The 23,304-nt window shown below is 64.1% G+C and carries 24 protein-coding genes; 15 read left to right on the forward strand and 9 right to left on the reverse strand.

Going from position 1 to position 23,304, the window contains the following annotated elements:
* The first annotated feature begins 71 nt into the window (after positions 1 to 71).
* Positions 72 to 3,299: a phosphodiester glycosidase family protein gene (locus BN2154_RS16395; protein ID WP_050616883.1), complete on the forward strand. Its 3,228-nt coding sequence runs from the start codon at positions 72 to 74 to the stop codon at positions 3,297 to 3,299.
* Positions 3,300 to 3,358: 59 nt separating this feature from the next.
* On the opposite strand, the gene BN2154_RS00240 is transcribed toward BN2154_RS16395, so the two are convergent.
* Positions 3,359 to 4,561: an ATP-binding protein gene (locus BN2154_RS00240; RefSeq protein WP_050616884.1), complete on the reverse strand. Its 1,203-nt coding sequence runs from the start codon at positions 4,559 to 4,561 to the stop codon at positions 3,359 to 3,361.
* A 163-nt stretch (positions 4,562 to 4,724) separates the two neighbouring features.
* Here BN2154_RS00240 and BN2154_RS00245 point away from each other — a divergent pair, with 163 nt between their 5' ends.
* The 3 genes from BN2154_RS00245 to thpR all read left to right on the forward strand — a co-directional run bounded on the left by BN2154_RS00245 (position 4,725) and on the right by thpR (position 6,398).
* Complete coding sequence (locus tag BN2154_RS00245) at positions 4,725 to 5,123, forward strand: (deoxy)nucleoside triphosphate pyrophosphohydrolase (protein WP_050616885.1); 399 nt, start codon at positions 4,725 to 4,727, stop codon at positions 5,121 to 5,123.
* Positions 5,124 to 5,240: 117 nt separating this feature from the next.
* Positions 5,241 to 5,783 (forward strand): stage V sporulation T C-terminal domain-containing protein, encoded by a 543-nt coding sequence (locus BN2154_RS00250; protein ID WP_050616886.1) that lies wholly within the window; start codon positions 5,241 to 5,243, stop codon positions 5,781 to 5,783.
* A gap of 78 nt (positions 5,784 to 5,861) precedes the next feature.
* Complete coding sequence (gene thpR, locus BN2154_RS00255; protein WP_050616887.1) at positions 5,862 to 6,398, forward strand: RNA 2',3'-cyclic phosphodiesterase; 537 nt, start codon at positions 5,862 to 5,864, stop codon at positions 6,396 to 6,398.
* Positions 6,399 to 6,440: 42 nt separating this feature from the next.
* Here thpR and BN2154_RS00260 read toward each other — a convergent pair whose 3' ends face one another.
* Positions 6,441 to 7,196, reverse strand: coding sequence for a M23 family metallopeptidase (locus tag BN2154_RS00260; protein WP_050616888.1), 756 nt, complete (start codon positions 7,194 to 7,196; stop codon positions 6,441 to 6,443).
* A gap of 245 nt (positions 7,197 to 7,441) precedes the next feature.
* Here BN2154_RS00260 and BN2154_RS00265 point away from each other — a divergent pair, with 245 nt between their 5' ends.
* From BN2154_RS00265 to BN2154_RS00280, 4 genes are read left to right on the forward strand one after another with little or no spacing between them, the layout of a single operon-like run.
* Positions 7,442 to 9,118, forward strand: a complete 1,677-nt coding sequence (locus BN2154_RS00265; RefSeq protein ID WP_050616889.1) for an efflux RND transporter periplasmic adaptor subunit — start codon at positions 7,442 to 7,444, stop codon at positions 9,116 to 9,118.
* 20 nt (positions 9,119 to 9,138) lie between these two features.
* Positions 9,139 to 9,909: an ABC transporter ATP-binding protein gene (locus BN2154_RS00270; RefSeq protein WP_050616890.1), complete on the forward strand. Its 771-nt coding sequence runs from the start codon at positions 9,139 to 9,141 to the stop codon at positions 9,907 to 9,909.
* Positions 9,906 to 11,141: an ABC transporter permease gene (locus BN2154_RS00275; protein WP_050616891.1), complete on the forward strand. Its 1,236-nt coding sequence runs from the start codon at positions 9,906 to 9,908 to the stop codon at positions 11,139 to 11,141. The genes BN2154_RS00270 and BN2154_RS00275 overlap by 4 nt, the downstream gene beginning before the upstream one ends.
* 42 nt (positions 11,142 to 11,183) lie before the next feature.
* Complete coding sequence (locus BN2154_RS00280) at positions 11,184 to 13,049, forward strand: S-layer homology domain-containing protein (protein ID WP_050616892.1); 1,866 nt, start codon at positions 11,184 to 11,186, stop codon at positions 13,047 to 13,049.
* 41 nt (positions 13,050 to 13,090) lie between these two features.
* Here the strand turns inward: BN2154_RS00280 and BN2154_RS00285 are convergent, their stop codons facing one another.
* Complete coding sequence (locus tag BN2154_RS00285) at positions 13,091 to 13,969, reverse strand: radical SAM protein (RefSeq protein WP_050616893.1); 879 nt, start codon at positions 13,967 to 13,969, stop codon at positions 13,091 to 13,093.
* 67 nt (positions 13,970 to 14,036) lie between these two features.
* Positions 14,037 to 14,258: a helix-turn-helix domain-containing protein gene (locus BN2154_RS00290; RefSeq protein WP_050616894.1), complete on the reverse strand. Its 222-nt coding sequence runs from the start codon at positions 14,256 to 14,258 to the stop codon at positions 14,037 to 14,039.
* Between the two features lie 84 nt (positions 14,259 to 14,342).
* Between BN2154_RS00290 and BN2154_RS00295 the strand changes: the two genes are divergently transcribed.
* Positions 14,343 to 14,522 (forward strand): hypothetical protein, encoded by a 180-nt coding sequence (locus BN2154_RS00295; protein WP_050616895.1) that lies wholly within the window; start codon positions 14,343 to 14,345, stop codon positions 14,520 to 14,522.
* On the opposite strand, the gene BN2154_RS00300 is transcribed toward BN2154_RS00295, so the two are convergent.
* The 4 genes from BN2154_RS00300 to BN2154_RS15575 all read right to left on the reverse strand — a co-directional run bounded on the left by BN2154_RS00300 (position 14,490) and on the right by BN2154_RS15575 (position 16,722).
* The gene (locus BN2154_RS00300; protein WP_050616896.1) at positions 14,490 to 15,077 is read right to left on the reverse strand and encodes a thymidine kinase; all 588 of its coding nucleotides are present in this window, start codon (positions 15,075 to 15,077) and stop codon (positions 14,490 to 14,492) included. The two genes, BN2154_RS00295 and BN2154_RS00300, sit on opposite strands and share 33 nt — an antisense overlap.
* Positions 15,078 to 15,079: 2 nt before the next feature.
* Complete coding sequence (gene mutY, locus BN2154_RS00305) at positions 15,080 to 16,144, reverse strand: A/G-specific adenine glycosylase (protein WP_050616897.1); 1,065 nt, start codon at positions 16,142 to 16,144, stop codon at positions 15,080 to 15,082.
* Entirely contained in the window at positions 16,092 to 16,295 is a 204-nt protein-coding gene (locus tag BN2154_RS15940) for a hypothetical protein (RefSeq protein ID WP_195892274.1), read from the reverse strand. Before BN2154_RS15940 ends, mutY begins: the two co-directional genes overlap by 53 nt.
* Positions 16,296 to 16,572: 277 nt before the next feature.
* Positions 16,573 to 16,722, reverse strand: coding sequence for a hypothetical protein (locus BN2154_RS15575; RefSeq protein ID WP_154666602.1), 150 nt, complete (start codon positions 16,720 to 16,722; stop codon positions 16,573 to 16,575).
* Between the two features lie 288 nt (positions 16,723 to 17,010).
* On the opposite strand from BN2154_RS15575, the gene BN2154_RS00315 reads away from it, so the two are divergent.
* The 6 genes from BN2154_RS00315 (at position 17,011) to BN2154_RS00340 (ending at position 21,974) form a co-directional block, all read left to right on the forward strand.
* Entirely contained in the window at positions 17,011 to 17,487 is a 477-nt protein-coding gene (locus BN2154_RS00315; RefSeq protein ID WP_094762279.1) for a sigma-70 family RNA polymerase sigma factor, read from the forward strand.
* Entirely contained in the window at positions 17,484 to 18,857 is a 1,374-nt protein-coding gene (locus tag BN2154_RS00320) for a DUF4179 domain-containing protein (protein ID WP_050616900.1), read from the forward strand. The genes BN2154_RS00315 and BN2154_RS00320 overlap by 4 nt, the downstream gene beginning before the upstream one ends.
* 156 nt (positions 18,858 to 19,013) lie before the next feature.
* Complete coding sequence (gene rpsF / locus BN2154_RS00325) at positions 19,014 to 19,310, forward strand: 30S ribosomal protein S6 (protein ID WP_050616901.1); 297 nt, start codon at positions 19,014 to 19,016, stop codon at positions 19,308 to 19,310.
* Positions 19,311 to 19,319: 9 nt separating this feature from the next.
* A complete protein-coding gene (locus tag BN2154_RS00330; RefSeq protein ID WP_050616902.1) occupies positions 19,320 to 19,790 on the forward strand; it encodes a single-stranded DNA-binding protein in 471 nt (156 codons plus the stop codon).
* Between the two features lie 84 nt (positions 19,791 to 19,874).
* A complete protein-coding gene (gene rpsR, locus BN2154_RS00335; protein ID WP_050616903.1) occupies positions 19,875 to 20,114 on the forward strand; it encodes a 30S ribosomal protein S18 in 240 nt (79 codons plus the stop codon).
* 147 nt (positions 20,115 to 20,261) lie between these two features.
* On the forward strand, positions 20,262 to 21,974 hold the full coding sequence (locus BN2154_RS00340) for a recombinase family protein (protein WP_050616904.1): 1,713 nt from the start codon (positions 20,262 to 20,264) through the stop codon (positions 21,972 to 21,974).
* A gap of 177 nt (positions 21,975 to 22,151) precedes the next feature.
* Here BN2154_RS00340 and BN2154_RS00345 read toward each other — a convergent pair whose 3' ends face one another.
* Positions 22,152 to 23,294 carry an acyl-CoA dehydrogenase gene (locus BN2154_RS00345; RefSeq protein WP_050616905.1) on the reverse strand — a complete coding sequence of 381 codons (1,143 nt, stop codon included), beginning with the start codon at positions 23,292 to 23,294 and terminating at the stop codon, positions 22,152 to 22,154.
* Positions 23,295 to 23,304: the final 10 nt, after the last annotated feature.

A 23,304-nucleotide genomic window follows, 5' to 3' on the forward strand; every position in this document is an offset into this window, starting at 1 on the left:
ACAAAGGCCGCAGGGGTGTGGTAGGATAGGGGGGATCACACCCACCCATGCGACTGTTTTGGAGGCAGACTATGAGGCAATTCTTTCGACGGGCCACGGCCCTCACCCTGGCGCTGCTGTTGGGGCTCACCCCCATGGCCGCCGCGTCTGAGGCACTTGGCGACGACCTGCATACCGGCACGGTGAGCCTGGCCCCCGGTGTGGAGCTGACCCGCCAGATCTTCTGGAGCAATTCCAAGTCCGACCTGCGCACCGAACGCTACTTTACATACTCCCCCGGCTCCGGCGTCTACCCGGCGGTGGTCTACGGCGACAAGGTGCTGGACAAGCAGACCCTGTCCGCCATGGCCCAAAGCCTGGAGTCCCAGGGCTACCGGGTGGTGGGCGGCGTCAACGGCGATTTTTATGACATGTCCACCGGCAACACCTTGGGCGTGCTCATCTCCGATGGGGTTCTCCGCTCCACCTCCGGCGGCTTTTACGCCGTGGGCTTCCGGGAGGACGGCTCCGCCTTCATCGGCTGGCCCGCCATCTCGGTGACCGCCACCTTCTCCGGCTATACCCTTCAGGTCACCGACGTGAACAAGACCCGCACCGCCCTTAGCAACAGCACCCCCGGCGGCTACTACCTCTATACCGACGATTACAGCAAGACCACCCAGCACACCAGCCCCGGCATCGACGTCATCCTCTCCCCCGTCACCGACCATCTGGGCGAGTCGGTGGACGTGGACCTGGATGTGTCCGGCCACGACGGCAAGCCCGTGGAGCGCTCCGAGGATCAAACGGAGGACCGGGCCGCAGGGGAGGGCGAGACGGCCCCCGACGCGGCGGATTCCGAGGCTCTGGAGGCCGAAGAGCGGACCGGCGAGACCACCGAGGTCTCCGAGATCAACGCCACCCTGGTCCAGACCGACCAGCTCCAGGTGGGGGGCCGCGTCTCCTGCGTGGTGGAGCAGGTACTGGAGTCCACCGGCTCCATCGCCATCCCCGAGGGTAAGATGGTGCTGACCATCAACAAGGCCAACAACCAGTGGCTGGTGGACATGGCCGCCGGCCTCAAGCCCGGCGATACGGTGGACATCGACGTAACCAGCACCGACACCCGCTGGAACGACGCCGTCACCGCTCTGGGCGGCTTCTACCGCATCGTCACCAACGGCCAGATTGGCCCCAACACCGGCTCCACCGCCACCCCCCGCACCGCCGTAGGCATCAAGGCCGACGGCACCGTGGTCATCTACGCCATCGACGGCAGCCAGCCCGGCTACAGCGTGGGGGCTTCCCTCACCCAGGTGGCCCAGCGGATGATCGAGCTGGGCTGCGTGGACGTGGTGGGCCTGGACGGCGGCGGCTCCACCACCCTGGGGGCCACCCTGCCCACCAAGGACAGCATGGAGATCGTCAACAAGCCCTCCCAGTCCGGCGGCCTGCGGGCGGTGAGCACCGGCCTGTTCCTCATCGCCAAGCTGCAGCCCACCGGCGAGGCCGACCATGTCTATGTCTCGCCCTACGACTCCCTGCTCCTCTCCGGGGCCAGCGTCCCCCTGTACGCCACGGTCATGGACAGCGCCTATTACCCCATGAGCGACAGCGGCAATGTGACCTGGTCCATCAGCAACGGGGATGGGACCGTCTCCTCCGCCGGCGTGTTTACCGCCGGAGAGGCGGGCGGCGCCGTCCAGGTCACCGCCACGGCGGGCCGGGCATCCGGCCAGGCCACCATGACGGTGTTCCGCACCCCCAGCTCCATCACCCTGTCCAATGAGACCACCGGCGCCGCCGTCACCAGTCTGGCCCTGGAGCCCAACCAGAGCGTGGACCTGAAGGCCAGCGCCACCTATCGAAACCTCTCCCTGATGTCTCAGGATACCTGCTACACCTGGTCGGCGGACCCGGCCGTGGGCACGGTGGATGAAAACGGCGTCTTTACCGCCGGCCCCAAGACGGCCACCGGCAATCTCACCGCCACCGCCGGAGGCAGAACGGTCACCGTCCCGGTCACTGTGGCCGGCCACATTCTGGAGCTGGAGGACTTCGAGGGGGATCTCACCGCCTTTACCGGCACCAGCGCCGCCTCCCTCTCGGCCGAGACCGCCTCGGACTACGTCCGCTTCGGCCGGCAGAGCGGCAAGCTGGACTATGACGCCTCCGCGGGCGGTACCGCCGTCCTCTCCTCCGCCCTGCCCATCGCTGAGGGCGAGCGCTACCTCAACCTCTGGGTCTACGGCGACGGCTCCGGCAACGCCTTGACCGCCACCATCACCAGCCAGACGGGCGAGACCTCCGACGTGGTCCTCACCGGCCTGGACTTCTCCGGCTGGAAGCGCCTCAGCACCGCCCTGCCGGAGAATGCCCGTACCCTCAGCGCCCTGAACGTGGTCTACGGCGGCAGCGGCGTCTCCTCCGGCACCCTGTGGCTGGACCAGATCACCACCGCCAACGAGGACTTCGTGGACGAGACCGCGCCCACTGTGACCCTCAAGGTCTCGGGCACCGCAGTCACCGCCACGGTCAGCGACAACGTGGACCAGAGCTTCGCCGCCGCCTCCCTGACCCTGACGCTGGACGGCCGGGTGCTGGACTTCCAGTGGGATGCCTCCAAGTCCGCCCTCACCGCCAAGCTGCCCGCGGCCGACGGCAAGCTCCACCGGCTCACCGTCACCGCCGCCGACCAGAGTGGCAACATCGGCCGGGCCTCCCATGACATCCAGCCCGCTTCCTCCACTGACCCGGAGGCCCCTGGCTACACCGGCCCCTTCGTGGACATGACCACCCACTGGGCCCGGGCGTATACCACCTATCTCTATGACATGGGCGTGACCAACGGGGTGGAGACCACCGAGGGGCTCCAGTTCCAGCCGGAGAAGAACATCACCCGGGGCGAGTTCGCCCTGATGGTCACCCGCTGGATGGGGCTGAACCCGGACGACTACGCCGGCGTGGAGCTCCCCTTCGCGGACCTGGCGTCCATCCCGTCCTGGATGCTGGGCGGCATGAAGGCCACCTACTCCCTGGGCATCCTCAAGGGCAGCCTGGAGGGCGGACAGTTGGTGAGCCGGGCCACCGAGACCATCAGCCGGGCCGAGGCCATGACCATCCTGGGCCGCATCCAGCCCAAGGGCTATCCCCTGGCCGCCCTCACCTTTAACGACGCCGCATCCGTGGCAGGCTGGGCCCGGTCCCACGTGCAGTCCCTGGTGGGGCAGGGGGTCATCTCCGGCTACGACAACCAGCTTCGCCCCAACGACCCCGTCAAGCGCAGCGAAGTGGCCAAGATGCTCTACGCCATCCTGTAAGCCCATGATAAAACGCCAAACGTCCGGCGGACCTTTGCGGTCCGCCGGACGTTTGATGTTTATCGTGCGCTGAGGCTGGCGATGAACTGCCGTGCCCCTCTGGGGGTTCGACCCGGAAATTTCATGTCCCACTTGACCGCCTCCCGCATCAGCTCGCCCCGGTCCATGCTCACCCCCGCCTGGTCGGCCAGTTGCTCGATCAGCTCCAGGAATTCCGCCTTGTTCAGGGCCAGATAGGGAATGCGCAGTCCAAAGCGATCGGACAGGGCGGTTTTTTCCGCAATGGTCTCTCGGATGTCCACCTCGTCCCCCGCCCGGTCGCTGAAGGTCTGCCGCACCAGCAGACGCCGATTGGAGGTGGCATAGATGGCCACGTTGTCCGGCCGCTTCTCCAGGCCGCCCTCCAGAATGGTCTTGACCACCGAGTAGGTGTTATCATCCTGATCAAAGGCCAGATCGTCGATGAAGAGGATGAATTTCTGCTGCCGACCCCGCAGGCTGCGGATCAGGGCCGGCATATCCCGCAGGCCCTCCTTCTGCACCTCGATGAGCCGCAGATTGCCGAAGTCCGGCACCGACAGCAGGCACTTCACCGTGGCCGACTTGCCGGTACCGCTGTCGCCGTAGAGCAGCACGTCGTTGACCCGGCGGCCCTCCAGCAGGGCCCGGGTGTTGGCGATGACCTGGTCCCGCTGGAGGGTATAGCCCATCATCTCCTCCTCGTCAGGGCAGTCGGGCTCGTGTACGGGAATGAGGGCGCCGTCGGTCCACACGAAGGCCCGATACCGAGCGAAGAGTCCCGCCCCGTGCTCCCGGTAGAAGGCGGTGAGCCCGTCAAAGTCGAAATCCGCCCCCGCCTGCCAGCGGGGCAGCTCCTCCAGCACGGGAGCGAACTCCGGTCCCAGCAGGCCGGTCAGCTTCTCCAGCACCGCCCCGCAGTCCAGCCCGCGCAGCCGCTTCAGGACGTTCACATCCCGCCGGGCCGCAGCCTCCAGGACCGCGTCCGCCCCCGCCGGGCCGGTCAGCGCCCGGGGATAGGGGGTCTCCCGGTAGCGCAGCAGCGCCAGCAGCCCGTCGCCCATACCGTGGGCACCGGCCTCCTGCAGCGCCAGCACCACGTCGGTGTAGGCCCCCAGCGCCTCCTCGCCCCGGCCCGCCGCCAGTCCGTCCAGCAGATTTCCCACCGCCTTCAGCAGGGGCTCCTCCCTCAGCGCCTTATAGGCGGACAACCCCAACAGGGCGGCTCTCAGCTCCCGTGTCATCCCACATCGCCTCTTTCTCTGTTTGCCCATCAGGATAGCACAATTCCCCCTGTCGGACAAGCCTGTGCCGTCTGCTTCGTACCAATTGACAGGGCTCCCCAAAGGGATTATGATTTTTCTTGTGAATTTGACCGCGTGGAACGCGCCGTAAGGAGGAAAAATGATGACAGAAGTCGTGGCGGCCCTCATCTGGGAGGGCGAACGGTTTTTGATCTGCCAGCGACCGGCCCACAAGGCCCGGGGCCTGCTGTGGGAGTTTGTGGGCGGCAAGGTGGAGCCCGGGGAGACCCCGGAGCAGGCGCTGGCGCGGGAGTGCCGGGAGGAGCTGGATGTAACGGTATCGGTGGGCGAGCCCTTCATGGATGTGGTCCACGCTTATCCGGACCTTACGGTCCATCTGACTCTGTTCCACGCCGCCCTTGCCGGAGGCGTCCCCAGGTTGCTGGAACACAACGATCTACGGTGGGTCACCCCCGCCGAGATCCCCAACTACACCTTCTGTCCCGCTGACCGGCCCATTCTGCAGCGTCTGGCTGAATGTTCCGCTTCTCCTTGTATGTAAATAAAAAATGCGCCGCACCCTTCCAGAGGATACCAGCGCTGCCTGTCGCATAGGGAAAAGAATCCTGCAAATACTAGCTTTGTCTAGAACAACAAGACCGCAGGAGGAATTCTATATATGAAAGCAACTGGTATCGTGCGGCGGATCGATGACCTGGGCCGCGTGGTCATTCCCAAGGAAATCCGCCGTACTATGCGTATCCGCGAGGGCGACCCCTTGGAGATCTACACCGACAAGGATGGAGGGGTCATCTTCAAAAAATACTCCCTCATGGGAGGGCTCGGCGACTTTGCCGGGCAGATGTGCGAGACCCTGAACAAAACTACCGGCGAGATCGCCGTCATCACCGACCGGGACGCCTGCATCGCCGTGGCCGGAGCGGCCCGCCGGGAACTGGCCGACAAGCGGGTCTCCCCTGAACTGGAACAGATCATGGAAGGCCGCCAGATCTATCAGTTCAAGCCTGGCGCCCCCCCCCTTCCGCTGTGCGAGGACAGCGACAAATATGTGATCTCCTGTGCCGCGCCCATTCTTTCCGAGGGCGATGTGCTGGGCTGCGTGCTCTTTGCCGGCACCGACAGCGAGATCCAGAGCAGCGAGACCGATTATAAGCTGGCGCAGACCATTGCCGGCTTCCTGGGCCGTCACATGGAGTCCTGATCCCTTGTCCCCCCATTGCGCACCGCATCCCCCTTTGCTATAATGGCCGCAGCAGGACCAATAGCAAAGGGGGATTTTATGCGTCTGTTCATCGCCGTCTCCTTTCCCGCGCCGCTGCGGGAACAGCTCCGTCAGGCCGCCGGGCGGCTGCAGGGCCAGTGTCTGCGCGGCAGATTCACCCTGACGGACAATTTTCATCTCACCCTGGCCTTTCTGGGCGAGACCGAACGCCGGGCCGCCGCTGAGGCCGCCATGGATCGGGTGTCGGCTCCGGGCTTTGATCTCCAGATTGGGGCCCCGGGCCTGTTTCGCCAGCGGGATGGTGATCTCTGGTGGCTGGGCATAGAGCCCTCTCCCGCCCTGCTGGAGGTGCACCGGCAGCTCACCGAGGAGCTGAGCGCGGCGGGCTTTGTTCTGGAACGCCGCCCCTTCCGCCCTCATCTCACCCTGGGCCGTCAGGTGGTCCCCGCCCCAGGCTTTGACCGGGCGGCCTTTGCCCGCTCCCTGCCGCCCATGGGTACAAAGGTGCGTCGCATCACTCTGATGCAGTCGGAGCGCATCCAGGACCGCCTGACCTATACTCCTCTCCACCACCGCGCCCTTTCGTCCGGTTGACAAGAAAGCGCGCGCACGGTATCCGTGCGCGCGCTTTCTTGTTCAAGGCGTGTGCTGGGGCAGGAAGGAGGCCGGGTCCACCGGCTCATCCCCCCGGATCATCTCAAAGTGGAGATGAGGGGCCTTGGCGGCCTCCGCCGCGGCGGTGTCCCCCACCGCGCCCAGGACGGCCCCCGTCTGAACCGCGTCTCCCACCTGAACGGCAGGGGTGGCGGCCAGGTTGGCATAGACGCTTTTCAGCCCGTCGCCATGGTCCACCACGATGGTGGTCCCCATCAGCACGTCGTCCTCAATGGACGCCACCGTGCCCGCCGAGACAGCCAGCACCTCCGTGCCCAGGCTGGCCGCAATGTCCAGACCCGAGTGAGTGCGCCAGTCGCCCATGGTTTCGTCATAGGCCAGCACCTCCAGGGAATAATCCGCAATGACTTCCCCCTTCACCGGCCAGGTAAAGACCGTTGGGGCCGCAGGCGTCTGGGCCGGGGCGGGGCTGGTCGAAACTGCCGGGCTGCCGGACGGCTGCATGGTTGCGGGGGCAGCCGTGCCCGGGCTGGGCGAAGCCTGGGGGGAGACCGATGGCTTCACCGGCTGGGGCGTGGCCGACTGGGAGGGGGAGGGGGTCACCACCACCTGGATGGGCCCCGCCACGGCGGTATTGCCGCCGTCTCCCAGATTCAGAGAGGAAAAGAGATAATAGCCCGAGATTCCAATTGCGGCGACGCAGAGGAACAGGACTATGTAAAAGCCCTTTCCCGCCATAAAGTCGCCAATCCGTTCCACAAAAGGTCGTTTTTTCATTGGTTGGAAACACCTCCGGTCCTATTGTGGACAGGCTGCTTCCAGCTTATACATTCTTACCCAGAAATTTCTCTTGACTTTTTGATTTTCCTGTGCATATATATTATACCCAGTATAAACAGTTGAGGTCCTTGAAAAATTTTATGAAAATTTAAGGTTTCCTCTTCCCTTCCCTTCATCTTTCTCTGGTATCGTAAAGGGGCATCGGGAAAGGTACATATCCCATTCGTAAAGGAGTCGGCAACATGGAACAAACTGTCGTCAAGCAAAAACCCGCGGTCGAAGCGGCCGTCACTCCCACCCGGGAGACGGCGCAGAAGCCCAAAATCAAATCTCCTGCGTCTAAAAAGCGGCGCAAGTGGATCAAGCGTCTGATCATCCTGGCGGTGCTGGCCGCCCTGGTGGTCTTTCTGTTCAAAAGCTGCTCCGGCACTGGCAGCATCATGGCCGCGGGCTCCTACATACCCGCCGTCGCCGCCCGGCAGGAGCTGCTGGTCTCCGTCTCCGGCACCGGCACCATCGAGCCCATCCACTCTTATAAGGTGACCACCCTGATCCAGGGCGAGGTGCTGGAGGCCCCCTTCGAGGAGGGTCAGACCGTCCACAAGGGCGATCTGCTCTTCCGTATCGACTCCAAGGACGTGGAGGCCTCCATCCGGCAGGCTGAGCTGAGTCTGGAGTCCGCCCGCCTCAACTACAGCCAGCTCCTCAAGAACCAGTCCGACAGCCAGAAAAACGCCACCGTCAAGGCCACCGCCGCCGGCGTGGTCACCAAGCTGTATGTGGACCAGGGGGACATGGTGTCGGCGGGCGCACCCATCGCCGACATCCTGGACCGGGACAACCTGAAGCTCACCGTTCCCTTCCACTCCGTCCAGGCGGCCTCCATCTCCGTGGGCCAGCAGGCCCTGGTCAGCGTGGACGGTGCCCTGGACACCCTGTACGGCACGGTGGACTCCATCGCCGCCACCGACGAGGTGGGTCCCGGCGGCACCCTGGTCCGGCCGGTCACCATCCGGCTGGTGAACCCCGGCGCGCTGGACAACACCTCCAGCGGCTCGGCCACCATCAACGGCTCCGCCAGCGCCGCCAGCAGCACCTTTGCCTACGCAGAGAGCAAGCAGGTGGTGGCCAAGACCTCCGGCGAACTCAAGAGCCTCACCGTCCAGGAGGGGGACCGGGTCTTCCTGGACCAAGTCATCGGCGGCTTTGACGAGACCGATATGGACACGCAGATCCAAAATGCCGCCATCCAGGTCAAGACCGCCGAGCTGACCCTCCAGAACGCCAGAGACAAGCTGGAGGACTACTCCATCACCTCCACCATCGACGGCGAGGTCATCGAGAAAAACTACGACGTGGGGGACAACATCGACGCCACCACCGGCTCCACCAGCGGCGTCACCTACCCCGCCGTCATCTACGACCTGTCCGCCCTCACCTTTGACATCAACATCCACGAGTTGGACATCAACAAGATTCAGGTGGGTCAGCAGGTGGAGATTACCTCCGACGCGCTGGACGGCCAGAGCTTTACCGGCACGGTGGACAAAGTGAACATCAACGGAACTACCTCCAACGGCGTCACCACCTACCCCGTCACCGTGCGTATTGACGGCTCCCCCCAGGAGCTGAAGCCGGGCATGAACATCTCCGCCCGCATCATTGTGGAGGACGCCGGCCAGGTGCTGTGCATCCCCGTGGAGGCAGTAAGCCGGGGCCAGAACGGCGTCAGCCTCGTCAAGGTGGCGGGCCCCGGCGCGCTGGACGAGGCGGGCAGCCTGGCCGACCCCTCCAAGCTGGAGGACCGGGAGGTCACCCTGGGCCGGAACGACGAATCCTTCATCGAGGTCCTCTCGGGGCTGGAGGAGGGCGAGACCGTCTTTATCCAGAACGCCGCTTCCGCCAACCCCTGGGGCTGATAACGGGGTGATCAGATAATATGGAACACCTCATTGAACTCAAGGACGTCTACAAGATCTACCAGATGGGCGACGAGACCGTCCACGCCCTGGACGGCGTGAGCTTGGCCATCGACCCAGGCGAATTTGTGGCCATCGTGGGCTCCTCCGGCTCGGGCAAGTCCACTGCCATGAACATCATCGGCTGTCTGGACGTGCCCACCTCCGGCACCTACCACCTGGGCGGCGTGGACGTGTCCACCATGGACGACGACGACCAGGCCGAGATCCGAAACAAGATGCTGGGCTTTATCTTTCAGCAGTACAACCTGATCCCCAAGCTGAACGTGCTGGAGAACGTGGAACTCCCCCTTCTCTATGCCGGCGTGGACGCCGCGGAGCGTCGGGAACGGGCCATGAGCGCTCTGTCCCGGGTGGGCCTGACGGACAAGGGCAAAAACCTGCCCAGCCAGCTCTCCGGCGGACAGCAGCAGCGGGTCTCCATCGCCCGGGCCCTGGCGGGCAACCCCTCGGTCATCCTGGCCGACGAGCCCACCGGCGCGCTGGATTCCCGCACCGGCCGGGAGGTGCTCTCCTTCCTCCAGAAGCTGAACCGGGAAGGGGACACCGTGGTCCTCATTACCCATGACAACTCCATCGCCGTCAAGGCCAACCGCATCGTACGGCTCCAGGACGGCCGGATCATCTACGACGGCGACGCCCGGGACCCCAAGGCCGTGGTCCAGCCCGAGGAGGATATCGACGACATCCAGGGCTTTGACGCGCCAGACGGAGAGGAGGCCAGGGCATGAATTTTACGCAGTCCTTCCGCCTGGCCATCAAATCCCTGCTGACCAGCAAGATGCGTGCCCTGCTGACCATGCTGGGCATCATCATCGGCGTAGGTGCCGTCATCGTCATCACCAGCCTGGGCAACGGCATGCAGCAGATGATGAACCAGCAGTTTGAGCAGTTGGGCGCCAACCTGCTCCAGGTGCAGATCTACAACTACGGCGGGGCCTCCTCCCGCATGGTGGACCCCGCCGACATGTACGCTCTGGTAGACAAGTATCCCCAATATCTCTCCGGCGTCAGCCCCTATGTGCGCACCCAGGCCATGGTGCGGCAGGGCTCGGAGGAGTTTGGGCGCACCACCATTTACGGTGTCAGCGAGTTTTTCTATGACGCCGACCGGAACCAGACCATGAGCGGCGAGACCCTGGCCCAGGGCCGGTTCCTCTCCTACGTTGACGTGGATCGCTACCAGAACGTGTGCGTCATCGGCAGCTACCTGGCACAGAACGCCTTCGGCGGAGACGCCCTGGGCAGGACCCTCACCATCCGTGGCACGCCTTTCACCGTCATCGGCGTGCTGACCCAGAAGGCCGACGGCACCGAGGGCAGCGGCGACGACATCCTCTTCCTCCCCTATGGAAACGCCATGCGGCTCAACGGCACCGGCTGGGTGGACCTCTATCTCTTCAACAGCACCAGCAAGGCCGGCTCCACCGCCGCCAAGGGCATCATTGAAAACCGGCTCTTCCAGACCTACCAGGACGACGACGCCTACTTTGTCATGTCCAGCGCCGAGATGATGGACGCCATGAACACCATGATGAGCACCATGATGCTGGTGCTGGTGGCCATCGCCGCCATCTCCCTGCTGGTGGGCGGCATCGGCATTATGAACATCATGCTGGTCTCCGTCACCGAGCGCACCCGGGAGATCGGCATCCGCAAATCCTTGGGTGCCAAGCGCAAGGATATCCGGGGCCAGTTCATCATTGAGGCCGGCACCACCTCCGCCATCGGCGGCGTGCTGGGCATCGGCGTGGGCATCGGCCTGGCCCAGCTTGCCGGCGGCCTCATCGGCGGCATGATGGCGGCCCAGATGGGCGGCAACGCCACCTTCTCCGCCGTACCTACCCTGGGCTCGGTGGCCATCGCCTTCGGCGTCAGCGTAGGCATCGGCGTCCTCTTCGGCTATCTGCCCGCCAACAAGGCCGCCCGCCTCAACCCCATCGACGCCCTGCGGTATGATTGAGCCGGCGCGTCATCCCCTTACTTGACAGAAGGAGCGAAAAAGATGAAGAAACGAGTTGCAAGCGCCCTGCTCTGCGCGGCCCTGGTTCTATCCCTGCTGCCCGCCGCCCGGGCGGCCCAGGCGCCCACCGAGGCAGAGGCCGCCCAGGTGCTCTCCGCCCTGGACATCATGACCGGCAACGAAAACGGCGACCTGATGCTGGGCCGCGCCGTCACCCGGGCCGAATTCACCAAGCTGGTGGTGGCCGCCTCCCCGCTGCGGGACAACGTGGGCCCCGAGACCGCCACCGATCCCTACCCCGACGTGCCCCGTACCCACTGGGCTGCGGGCTATGTGGCCGCCGCCGTCAGCGCCGGACTGGTCCGGGGCAACCTCTACGGCTACTTTGAGCCCGACCGCAACATCACCCTGGCCGAGGGCGTCACCATGGTCCTGCGGCTGCTGGGCTACCGGGACTCCGACTTTACCGGCGCCTATCCCGCCGGTCAGATGGCCAAATACCGGGCCCTGGGCCTGGACACCGGCGTACCCACCACCGCCTTCAACGGGGAGCTGACCCGGCGGGATGCGCTGTACCTCTTTTACAATTTGCTGACCGCCAAGACCGCCGACAGCTCGGCCTACCTGCTGGACGTGCTCAAGCCCGGCGAGCACCTGGTCACTCCCTCCGGCACCATCAACACCGTGGCCCTTGTCAACGCGGCTATGGAGGGCCCCGTGGTGGCCAGCGGCGGCTGGCAATCCAAGCTACCCTTCGACCTGTCCACCGCTAAGGTCTACCGGGGCGGCTCCGCCTCCACCCTCTCCGCCGTGGCCGCCAACGATGTGGTCTACTATTCCAAGTCCATGCGCACCCTATGGGTGTACTCCAACAAGGTCACCGGCAGCATCGAGGCCATCACCCCCGCCTCCTCCCCCACCTCGGTCACCGTGGCGGGCAAGAGCTATTCCATCGAGACCCCGGCCGCCGCCTACGACCTCAGCGATCTGGGCCCCTTCCGGGTGGGCGACTCGGTCACCCTCCTGCTGGGCCGGGACAACCAGGTGGCCGCCGTGCTGGATCCCGTCCGGACCAGCTCCACCGTCTACGGCATGGTGACCGCCGTGGAGACCGCCTCTTATGAGGACGCCTCCGGCAATCCCTATACCGCCTCCACCCTCACCGTCCAGGCCACCGACGGCAACACCTACTCCTACCGCTGGGACCAGAAGAATCTGAAGGCGGGCGCTCTGGTCCAGGTGACCACCAACGGCGGCTCGGTCCAGGTCACCCGCCTGAGCGGCAGCGGCATCAGCGGCAAGGTGAGCACCGACGGCACCCGGCTGGGCTCCTACGACCTGGCCGACGACGTGGAGATCCTGGACACCTACGGCGACACCCAGGCCGTGCGGGTCTATCCCTCCCGCCTGAAAGGCGTCAGCCTCCGGGAGAGCGATGTCCGCTTCTACCAGTTGGACGAACACGGCGCCGTCCGCCGTCTCATCCTGAACGAGGTCACCGGCGACATGCACCGCTACGGTGTGCTCACCCACATCAGCGAGACGGATATGGGCATGGCGGTCTCCGGCGTCTATGAGTACGACATCGGCGGCGTCCAGCAGGCCCCCATCACCGGCGCCACCCTGTACAACGTCAAGACCGGCCCCTTCCAGCTCAAGCAGGACGCGGACGGCGTCAAGCTGGCCAACCTGAACGAGGTGACTCTGACCAGCGTAGACGGCAAGACGGTCTATGCCGGCAGCCGGACGTATCCCCTCTCCGATACGGTGGCCGTCTATGAGCTGCGGGGCAACACCTACTATTACTCCTCCCTCTCCCTGGTGTCCGGCGGGGACTACACCCTCACCGGCTACTATGACAAGCCCGCCGACCAGGGCGGCTGCATCCGGGTCATCGTGGCCCGCTGAACGTAAAGGGCCCCCGGCGGAAATCCGCCGGGGGCCCTTCGTCATTCTACGCCGGTCAGGTCGAAGGGAGGAATGTAGCCGCTGTCGGCGGCGGCCCCCTCCTGAACAAAGCCCTCCAGGCCCAGATTTTCCATATACTCCGCCGCCGTCCGGGCCTCCGAGGCCCGCAGTTTCCGGTCGATCTCCGGGAACTCCGCCGCCCGCCCCTGAGGCACATACTGCCGCATCAGGGAGAAGAGCACCGTCCCCGCCGGGAAAGTCTCCGCCACCCAGTCCATAACGGCCTTGGCCTCGTTCACCCGGCCGGGCAGGATCAGGTGGCGGACGATCACCCCTCTGCGAAGCAATCCGTCCGGCCCCAGCTCATAGGGTCCGGTCTGCCGCACCATCTCCCGGATGGCGGCGGCGGCAGTCTCGGGGTAATCCGCCGCGCCGGAGTACCGCTCTGCCAGAGCGGGGGTCCGGTATTTCAGGTCGGGCAGGTAGATCTGGATCTTCCCCTCCAGGGAGCGCAGGGTCTCCACCCGGTCATAGCCGCCGGAGTTCCACACCACCGGCGCCGGCAGGGGCTCGTCCAGCATCCGGGCCACAACGTGGGCGTAGTGGGTGGGGTTGACCAGGTTGACGTTGTGGGCCCCCTGGCCGATCAGCTCGCAGCAGATCTCCCGCAGGCGCTCCACCGTCACCGGCCGGCCAAAATCCTCCTGACTGATCCGGTGATTCTGGCAAAACACGCAGCCCAGGGAGCACCCGGAGAAAAACACCGTACCGGAGCCGTTTGTCCCGGAGATCGGGGGCTCCTCCCACATGTGCAAGGCCGCCCGGGCCACCACCGGCACGCCGGGCATCCGGCAGCGGCCCTCCCCGGCGGTCTCGGTGCGCAGGGCTCCGCACTGGCGGGGACAGAGGTTGCAGCGCATGGGGTTCACTTCCTTTGCCTGAAAAAATGAGGCCGTATGCTTTGCTCCCACAGAGGTGCGCCGCCTCCTATTCGTCCAACTGATGCAGCCGGGGATCATCCGTCCGGCCCATGAGGTAGTCCACCGACACTTCAAACCCATCTGCAAGCTTCAACAGGCTGTCATAGCCCGGTTTTTTCCCTGCCTCCAGGTCCTGAAGTCCCCGATAGGACATCCCAGTGGCTTCCGCCGCCTCTCTTTGCGTCCACCCGTTCTTTTTGCGCAGGGCCTTTAATCGTTCCGGAAACATCCCTTTTCCTCCTTGACACACGCAAGAGCGTGTGATATAGTATCCTTATAAATACACGCAACCGCGTGCTAAGGAGATGTTCTCATGATCCCTGCCATCGAAGCCCTCTACGACGCCTGGGTCTGCGACCCCAAGCCCAACCTTTGGCCCGACTACCTCCGGGACCACCCCATGAAAGCCCACGGCCTCTATTGCTTCCGCGAGGGGCTCCGCCTGGGCCTCCTGCTGGCCTCAGACGCCTTCCTTTCGGAAGTCGGGCCCTAAATTGCCCTCCCGCCAGTGCTTGCGGCACAGGCCGATGTACTGGTCGTTGGCCCCCAGCACCACCTGCTCCCCCTCCCGGAGCACCGTCCCGTTTTCGTCGAAGCGGGCGTTGCAGGTGGCCTTCTTGCCGCACCAGCAGATGGTCTTCACCTCCTCGATGATGTCCGCCGTGGCCAGCAGCTCCTGAGAGCCCGGGAAGAGCTGGCCGGAAAAGTCCGCCCGCAGGCCGTAGCAGATCACCGGCACGTTCCAATCGTCCACCACGCGGACCAGATACTGCACCTCGTCCCGGCTGAGAAACTGCGCCTCGTCCACAATGACGCAGGCATAGGACCGCACCTGCTCCTCCGGCATGGCCGCCAGCTCGGAAAAATAGATGCACGCATGGGACAGTCCCATCCGGGAGGCCACGAACTTGGCCCCGTCCCGCTGGTCGATCTCCGGCTTGACCAGCAGGGCCACCTGCCCCCGTTCCTCATAATTATAGCGCACCATCAGGGCGTTGGCCGTCTTGCTGGACCCCATAACGCCATACCGAAAGTATAATTTTGCCACAATTATTCCCCCTGTAATCTCTGTTCCACCGTTTTCGCAAAGCTCTGGAAGGCGCTGGGCACCGCATAGGTGCTGCGCAGCCCCGCCTGGTCGGCCCACACCCAGCCCTCCGGCAGGGATGTCTCCGCCGCCTCCACCGCCAGGGCCCCCATGTGCCACTCGATGTGGGAGAAAACGTGCTTCCCCACTCCCACCGGCTCCACAGACCGGGGGATGATCCCCCACTGCGTCAACGGTTCCAGCCCGCCCCCGGCCTGATTGGGGTACTCCCACAGCCCGGCCAGCAGGCCCCTGCCCGGCCTGCGGCGCAGGGCCACGGTGTCCCCGTGGAAAATCAGATAGACCGTCCGACGCTCCGTCCGCCGTGCCTTTTGGGCGGTCTTGACGGGGAGCTGCCCCGTGCGCTCCTCCCGCCTGGCCCGGCAGAACCCGCCGGCCGGGCACGCCCCACACCGGGGCGCTCCGTTGGGCAGGCACACCATGGCTCCCAGCTCCATCATGGCCTGGTTGAAATCTCCCGGGTCCTGCCGGGGCATAACGGCCTGGAGGGCCGAGCGCATCCGCTTTTTGGTCTCCGGCCTTGCGATATCCCCCTCATCTCCGGTGATGCGGGAGACCACCCGCAGCACGTTGCCGTCCACTGCGGGCACTGGCGCTCCGAAGGCGATGGAGGCGATGGCGCCGGCGGTGTACTCCCCCACGCCAGCCAGGGCCAGCAGGCCCTCATAAGTGTCCGGAAACCGCCCGCCGCATTCGCCCGTGATCTGTTGTGCGGCCTTGCGCAGGTTGCGGGCCCGGTTGTAGTAACCCAGCCCCTGCCACAGCTTCATCAGCCGGTCCTCCTCCACCGCCGCCAGGGCCTCCACGGTGGGCAGCGCCGCCATAAAGCGCTGATAATAATCCAGCACCGCCGCCACCCGGGTCTGCTGGAGCATAATTTCCGACACCCACACCCGATAGGGGTCCCCCAGCGTGCGGCTCCCCGGAGCGGGCCGCCAGGGCAGCGCCCGGGCGTTATCCCGGTACCACTCCAGCAGCGGAATGGGCAAACGGTCCAGTTCGTTCAAGCCAAATCCTCCATCCGATCCATCGGCCCAGCGTCTCCTTCATTTCGTCCATATCCTTGCTGAACACCTTCGTTTTTTTCCCGATGCCGTCCAGAGGGGACGACACCTTGTCGATCAGGGACATATAGATATTGATGCCGTCATTTGGCATAGGCTCACCTCCAGTTGACTTCTGTGGGAAACTTGATATAATGTTGGTACGGGAGGTGCGGCACGCATATGAGAAAGTTCAAACTCATCAGCCACCACTTCGCTCTTTATATTTGGATCTTAGCAGTCGGTCTCCTGCTTTGCGGACTCTCGGAGGCTACCATCGGTGGCACTCAATTTTACCGACCCCTTGGCTTCCTTACACTTATCTGGGCCATCTGGGCCAGCTTCCCACCCAAAGAAGAATAGCGCCGCCGCCCCGCTCCGGGGCGGCTTTTTCATGCCCGGGGCCGCAGGAAGGGGCAGCCCGGCGGCGGGCCGTGCTCCGCCTCGTAGGACGCCAGCGCCCAGACCAAATCCCGCTCCCCGGGGGACATCCGGGCGTAGTCCCCCGGGGCCCAGCCCTTCACGCGGAAGAGCCAGTACACGAGACCCAGCTCCGGGTCGCTGCCGTCCTCTAGGCGTTTTTTATCTCTTCAATGGTGTTGGCCCGGTAGCCGCACAGCTTCTCCACCGCCCGGCTGAGGTCCTCGATCTCGCCGGGCAAAAGCATGGCCTTGTATTGTGTGCTATTATAATGCGTACTGAATATAGGAATCCGCCGCAGCGCGGTTGATTCAGCAGACATTATTATAGCGTGGAACGAAAAAAATTTCAACGCGCGCAATCAAAACCCCCACTGAAATCATCTAATGGGCGGAAAGGAGGGATGGGGCATGACCGAGGCCGCTTTTGCCGCCCGGGCGGAGGGGCGGAAAGCCTGCCTTTACCGCACGGCGCTGCTCTACCTGGGCAGCGAGGCCCTGGCGCTGGAAGCGGTGGATGAGGCCGTCTACAAGGGCTTCCGTGCCTGCGGAACGCTGCGGGAGGAGCAATACTGCGACACCTGGCTCACCCGCATCCTCATCAACGTATGCAACGCCGAGCTGCGCCGGCGGAGGCGGGAGGTGGCCATGGCCGAGCTGCCTGAGACGGCGCAGGAGGTCTTTGACGCCCTGCCCCTGCGGGATGCGGTGGCCCGGCTGCCCCGTGACCTGCGGGCCGTCATCATCCTGCGGTACTTTGACGGGCTGACCCTGGCCCAGACCGCCGAGACATTACAGATTCCCCAGGGGACGGTGGCCACCCGCCAGCGGAAGGCCCTGTCCCTGCTGCGGCTGGAGCTGACAGACAGCGAGGAGGTGGGCGCATGAGCCGTAAAGAAGAATACTGGACCCTGATCCAAACGCTGAACGAGACTCCGGCCGCCCTGGATGGCGCGGTGGCCCGGGCCCGCACCCGGGCCAGGCGGTCCCGCGCCGGGCGCCGCTTCGGCATCCCGCTGGCCTCCCTGGCCGGGGTCGCGGCGGCTTTTGTCGTATTGGTCAACGTCTCCACCCCCTTCGCCATGGCCTGCAAAAGCGTCCCCGTCATCCGGGAGCTGGCCGAGGCGGTGGCCCTCGAGCCCAGCCTCAAAGCAGCTCTGGAGCACGACTATCTCCAGCCCGTCTTCCAGACCCAGGCAAAAGACGGCGTGACCGCGTCGGTCCGGTATCTCATCGTGGACCAGAACAATCTCAACGTGTTCTATACCCTGCGCTCCGACGGCGACACGCAGTTGGAGGCCCACCCCGAGCTTCTGGATTCGGATGGGAATCGGGTCGACGGCTATGTGGCGACCTGGGGAGCTCCCAGCCAGCAGGATGAGGAGGACTACAAGCTGGCCAGCTTCTACTTTGTGGACGGCCGTGTACCGGAAGCCTTGCGCCTGCGCCTGGATATCCAGGATACCGGACGAGCTAAAGAGGGCCTGGCCTCAGCCACCGCCATCCCCACACCGGCCCCCACCGCACCGCCCGGCGGTCCCTGGCACGACGCCGGGCCCAGCCAGCTCCCCCCCGCCCTGACTACCTTTACCTTCGGCCTGACCATTGACCCCAATCTGCTGGGCCCTGGCCGGAGCATCGCCCTGGACCAGTGGGTGGAGCTGGACGGCCAGCGTATCCGCCTGGAATCGCTCACCATCGACCCCACCCGCATGGAGTTCACCCTGTCGGAGGACCCGGACAACACCGCCCTGCTCAAAGGGCTGAGCTGCTACGCCGTGGACGGTCTGGGGAACCGCTATGAACGGCCGAGCGTCACTTACGGCGGCGGAGAGACAATCCAACTGGAGAGCTGCTATTTCTCGGATAGCCGGGACCTGACCCTCTGCATCACCGGAGCCAGTTGGCTGGACAAAGATAAAACCACCTTCACCCTGGACCTGAGCACCGGCAAGGCCGACTGGCTCCCCGAGGGCATGGTCATAGAGAGCGTGGAGCGGAGCGGGAACAACGTATACTGGGCCCTTCAACCCGGGGACGGCGTGTCCCTGCACTGGAGCTACTACGACCCCGAGGGGGGGGAGCACGCGTGGGGCGGCTACTCCATGTCGGCCACCGACGAGGATGGGGACGGCTGGTGCGAGCGCTCCACGGAGTACCGCACCCTGCTGGACTACCCTTGGGACACCGTAACCATCGTCCTAACCTCCAACCGCTCCACGGAATTTGCCCAGCCCATCCAAATTCCCATAAAATAATGCTGAAACGGGAGATTTTCCACGGGAAATCTCCCGTTCCGGCTTGACAAATCCGAAATTTCCTATATAATAGTGTAGCTTGTCTGGATATTGACAGGCACATCCTTGCCCTCACCGCAGCGTGAGGGCCATATGTCCATAAGGAGGTGCAAGAAAATGGCAAAAGTCAACGGAAATTATGAGGTGGTCTACATCCTCGACCCCGCGATGAGCGAGGAGGCCACCGCCGCTCTGGTCGCCAAGTTCAAGACCATGGCTGAGGCTCACGGCACCGTCAAGGAAGTGGATGAGTGGGGCAAGCGTCGTCTGGCCTATCCCATCAACGACCTGAACGAGGGCTACTACGTGCTTATGAGCTTCGACTCTGACGCCGCGTTCCCCAACGAACTGGCCCGTGTGCTGCGGATCACCGACGGCGTGATGCGCTCTCAGGTCGTCTGCCTGGACGAGTAAGGAGGGCCCATGCTCAACCGCATTATTTTGATGGGCCGCCTCACCCGCGACCCGGAGCTCCGTCACACCCAGACCGGGACCCCCGTGGCCTCCTTCTCTCTGGCTGTGGATCGGGACTTCAAAGATAAATCCACCGGTGAAAAGGCCACCGATTTCATTGACATTGTGGCCTGGCGCTCCACCGCCGAGTTTGTCTCCCGCTTCTTTACCAAGGGCCGGCTGGCCGTGGTGGAGGGCCGGCTCCAGTTGCGTGACTGGACCGACCGGGACGGCAACAAGCGCCGTAGCGCCGAGGTGGTAGCCGACAACGTCTATTTCGGCGACTCCAAACGGGACGCCGAGGGCGGCGGCAGCTACGGCGGTTATTCCGCTCCCGCGCCCGGCAGCGCCCCGGCCGCTCCCCCTGCCTACTCCGCCCCCATGGGCGGCGGCGACCAGTTCGCCGGGCTGGATGACGATGACGGCGAGCTGCCCTTCTGAGCATTGATTTCCTGAGACCGCAGCGGCGGGATCGGCCCGCCGGCAGTCTCCCAATAAAAACCATTTTATAGGGAGGTAAGTACCATGGCTATGGATAGAGAGCGTCCCCGCGGCCGGAAGCGCCGCAAGGTCTGCAGCTTCTGCGTGGACAAGGTGGAGCACATCGACTATAAGGACGCGGCCAAGCTGCGCCGTTTCCTGTCTGAGCGTTCCAAGATCCTGCCCCGCCGGACCACCGGCACCTGCGCCATGCATCAGCGTCAGCTGACCAAGGCCATCAAGCAGGCTCGTCAGATCGCCCTGCTGCCCTTCGTCACCGACTGATCGAAGCGCTATCCAAAGCGGCGCGTCCCCACTGGGACGCGCCGCTTTTTTGTTTCCAGAGCCCCTTTGTGGGAATAATACCCGGTAGCCGCCTCGCTTCTTCCCGTGGTATCATCATACCATCAAACCAATCTGGAGACATGCATTATGGATATCCACAGCGCCCGTTCCCAGCTCAGAACCCGCACCGTCTACGACCTCCCTCTCCGGGTAACCTTCTATGCCCGGGTGTCCAGCGAATCCGACGAACAGCGCAACTCCCTGGGCAACCAGATCTCCTATTATGAGGAGCTGATCCGCAAAAACCCCAACTGGACCTATGTGGAGGGCTATATTGACGAGGGGCTCTCCGCCGCCACCACCAAGAACCGGGAAAACTTTCACCGCATGGTGGAGGACGGCCAGGCCGGAGCCTTTGACCTCATCATCACCAAGGAGATCACCCGCTTCGCCCGGAACACCCTGGACTCCATCCAGTACACCCGCCGACTGTTGAACGCCGGCGTGGGGGTCTTTTTCCAAAACGACAACATCAACACCCTGGACGAGGATTCCGAGCTCCGGCTGACCATCATGTCGGGTATCGCCCAGGACGAGCTGCGCAAGCTGTCCAGCCGGGTGAAGTTTGGTCATCAGCAGGCCATCAAAAACCGGGTGGTGCTGGGCAACAGCCGCATCTTCGGCTACCGCAAGGACAAGGGCCGGTTGGTCGTCGACCCGGAGGAGGCCCCCATGGTGCGGGAGCTGTTCCAGCTCTATGCCACCGGACAGTACAGCCTGAAACAGTTGGAGAACCGCTTCTGGACGCAGGGCTACCGGAACCACAACGGCAAAAAGCTGTCTCACACCACCATGTCCGGTATCCTCTCCAATCCGAAGTACAAGGGCTACTATGCGGGCAACAAGGTCAAGGTCATTGACCTGTTTACCAAAAAGCAGAAATTTCTTCCTCCGGAGGAGTGGGTGCTGTTCAAGGATGAATCGGGCACTATTGTGCCCGCCCTGGTGGAGGAGGCCCTCTGGGAGCAGGCCAACCAGGTGCTGAAACGGCGTAGCGCGGATGTTCGGCACCGCCAGGGCATCTGCAACCACGCCAACCTGCTCACCGGCAAGCTCTACTGCGCCCACTGCGGCTCCGCCTACTACCGCCGGGACTCTGTCGACCGGACCGGCCGCAAAAACAGCAAGTGGGTGTGCAGCGGTAAGATCAAAAACGGCGCGGCCTCCTGCCCCTCCTTTCCCATCTACGAGGAGGAACTCAAGCCCCTTCTCTTCCAGGTGTTCCGTCAGGCCGACGCCGACGCCGGGGCGCTGGTGGAGGAGTATATCGAGCTGTACCGTTCTCTGGAGCAGGAGGGCGGGCTGACCCGGCACATGGAGGCGCTGGAGCAGGCCATTGGGACGGCGGAAAAAAAGCGGCAGAAGCTGCTGACCTTCAACGCTCTGGGCGAGCTGTCCGACCAGGACTTTCTCTCCATGAACCGCCAGTGCGCCCAGGAGATCGAAGCCGCCCGGGCGGAGCTGGAGGAGTTGTCCGCCCAGCGCGGCTCCGCCTCCGACTTCAAATCCCACATCGAATCTGTACGCCGGACGCTCCAGGCCGCCCGGCAGGAGGCATCCAGCGGTCTGATCGGTAAGGAATTCGTGGACCAGTATATCCAGCGCATCGTGGCCACACCGGAGGCCGACGGTTCCATGCGCCTCCAGATCCAACTCTTTACCGGCGAGACCACCGACCGTTATCTGCGGAATCTGCGCTCCAGTGCCGCGCGGGATGTGGGTTGGAGCCAGCCGCAGCCGGTTCGTTCGGGTCACACGTTCAAGAAAATGATCGAGGCCTACGAGAACGGCATGAAGTAACCTTCCCTCTGGGAATGGAAGCATAAGGGGGCCCGGAGGGAAGTTTCCCTCCGGGCCCCCCTTTATACACTCAGAAATTGCTGGAAGCGCACCTGGCGGTGGGTATTCGCTTTAGAAAAGAAGAAGGCCCGCGGCAAATGCCGCGGGCCTTTCTTTCGTCATTTGGCAGGGGGATGCTTACTTCACGCCCATCCAGCCGGAGATGACCATACGCTGGACCTCGGAGGTGCCCTCGTAGATCTCGGTGATCTTGGCGTCGCGCATGTAGCGCTCGAAGGGGTACTCACGGGTGTAGCCGTAGCCGCCGATGAGCTGCAGGCAGCGGCGGGTCACGTCGGAAGCCATCTCGGAAGCGAACAGCTTAGCCTCGGCAGCCAGATGGCTGAAGGGCTCGTGGTCCTGCTTAGCCTGCGCGGCGCGGTAGATCAGCAGCTTGGCGGCGTCGCACTTGGCCTGCATGTCGGCCAGTTGGAACTGGGTGTTCTGGAACTGGCTGATGCGCTTGCCGAACTGCACCCGCTCCTGGGTGTACTTCACAGTGGCGGCAATGGCGGCCTCGCCAATACCCAGAGCCTGCGCAGCAATGCCGATCCGGCCGCCGTCCAGGGTGGTCATGGCCACCTTGAAGCCCTTGCCCAGCTCGCCCAGCAGGTTCTCCTTGGGCAGCTTCACATCCTCGAACACCAGCTCGGAGGTGGCGGAGCCGCGGATGCCCATCTTCTTCTCATGAGCGCCGATGGTGAAGCCGGGGGTGCCCTTCTCCAGGATAAAGGCGGAGATGCCCTTGGTACCCTGGCTCTTATCGGTCATGGCGAAGATCACGAAGATATCCGCCTCGCTGGCGTTGGTGATGAAGATCTTGGAGCCGTTGACCAGCCAGTGGTCGCCCTTGTCCTCGGCCACCGTCTTCTGCATGGCGGCGTCGGTGCCGGCGCCGGGCTCGGTCAGGCCGAAGGCGCCCAGCTTCTCGCCGGAGGCCAGGGGCACCAGGTACTTCTGCTTCTGCTCCTCCGTGCCGTACGCCTCGATGGGCCAGCAGCACAGAGAACCGTGGGCGGAGAACATGACGGAAGTGGTAGCGCAGTACTTGGCCAGCTCTTCACAGGCGCCGATGTAGGTCACGTAGCTCAGACCGGCTCCGCCGTACTCCTCAGGCATATACAGACCCATCATGCCCATTTCCTGCAGCTTGGTCAGGGTCTCCTTCGGGAAACGCTCCTGCTCGTCGATCTCGGCGGCCAGAGGGCCGACTTCCTTCTCGCAGAAGTCATGGAGCATGGAGAGGATGTCCTGCTCCTCAGGAGAAAAATGAAAATTCATAACAATTTCC

This window comes from Intestinimonas massiliensis (ex Afouda et al. 2020), from assembly GCF_001244995.1.
Taxonomy (GTDB): domain Bacteria; phylum Bacillota; class Clostridia; order Oscillospirales; family Oscillospiraceae; genus Intestinimonas; species Intestinimonas massiliensis.